Raw genomic sequence first — 1,076 nt, 5'->3', positions numbered from 1 at the left:
GGGTTGTCGGCGGCGATCTACAACGAGGTGTTGCAGTTCTTCGTGATCGTGGCGGCGTTGTTGCCGTTGACGATCATCGGGTTGGTGAAGGTCGGTGGGGTGCAGGGCCTGATCGAGCGGGTGTCGGCGGGTCCGGGTGGTGCGGAGCAGTTGTCGGCGTGGCCGGGTAATGAGTTGACCGGGTTCGACAACAGTGTGCTGTCGGTGGTGGGGTTGGTGTTCGGGCTGGGTTTCGTGCTCAGTTTCGGGTATTGGACGACGAACTTCGTCGAGGTGCAGCGGGCGATGGCGTCCAAGAGCATGTCGGCGGCGCAGCGGACGCCGATCATCGGGGCGTTCCCGAAGATGTTCATCCCGTTCATCGTGATCATTCCGGGGATGATCGCGGCGGTGCTGATCCCGGAGCTGGCGGCGTTCAAGCAGGCCGGGGGCACCGGTGGGGGTGTGGATTACAACGATGCGATCTTGTTGTTGATGCGGGATCTGTTGCCGAACGGGATTCTGGGGATCGCCCTGGCCGGGTTGCTGGCGTCGTTCATGGCGGGGATGGCGGCGAACCTGTCGTCGTTCAACACGGTGTTCACGTATGACATCTGGCAGTCCTATGTGGTGCGGGACCGGGCGGATGGTTATTACCTGAGCATGGGGCGTTGGGTGACGGTGGGGGCGACGCTGGCGGCGGTGGGTACGGCGTTCATCGCGGCGGGGTATTCGAACTTGATGGATTACCTGCAGCAGTTGTTCTCGTTCTTCAACGCGCCGTTGTTCGCGACGTTCATCCTGGGGATGTTCTGGAAGCGGATGACGCCGCATGCGGGGTGGGCGGGTCTGGTTCTGGGCACGGTGTCGGCGGTGGTGGTGTTCGGGTTGTCGGAGACCGGGGTGCTGGATCTGCCGGGGCAGGGTGCGAGTTTCGTGGGTGCGGGTGTGGCGTTCGTGGTGGACATCGTGGTGAGCGTGGTGGTGTCGCTGGTGACGCGGCCGAAGCCGGAGGCGGAGTTGGTGGGGTTGGTGTACGGGTTGACGCCGCGGGCCAGTTTGCGGGCTTCGACCAGTGGTGAGGACGCCGGCTGGTA

Annotated in this window: 1 protein-coding gene; it reads left to right on the top strand. The window is 63.9% G+C overall.

Translation table 11 applies throughout. The features are described 5' to 3' along the window. The coding region (locus tag AC07EQ_RS43385; protein ID WP_478393617.1) for a sodium:solute symporter family transporter at window positions 1-1,076 on the top strand (1,076 nt) is incomplete at both ends.

Source organism: Saccharopolyspora sp. NPDC045839 (assembly GCF_056431645.1).
This window is presented reverse-complemented; position numbering and strand designations above follow the sequence as displayed.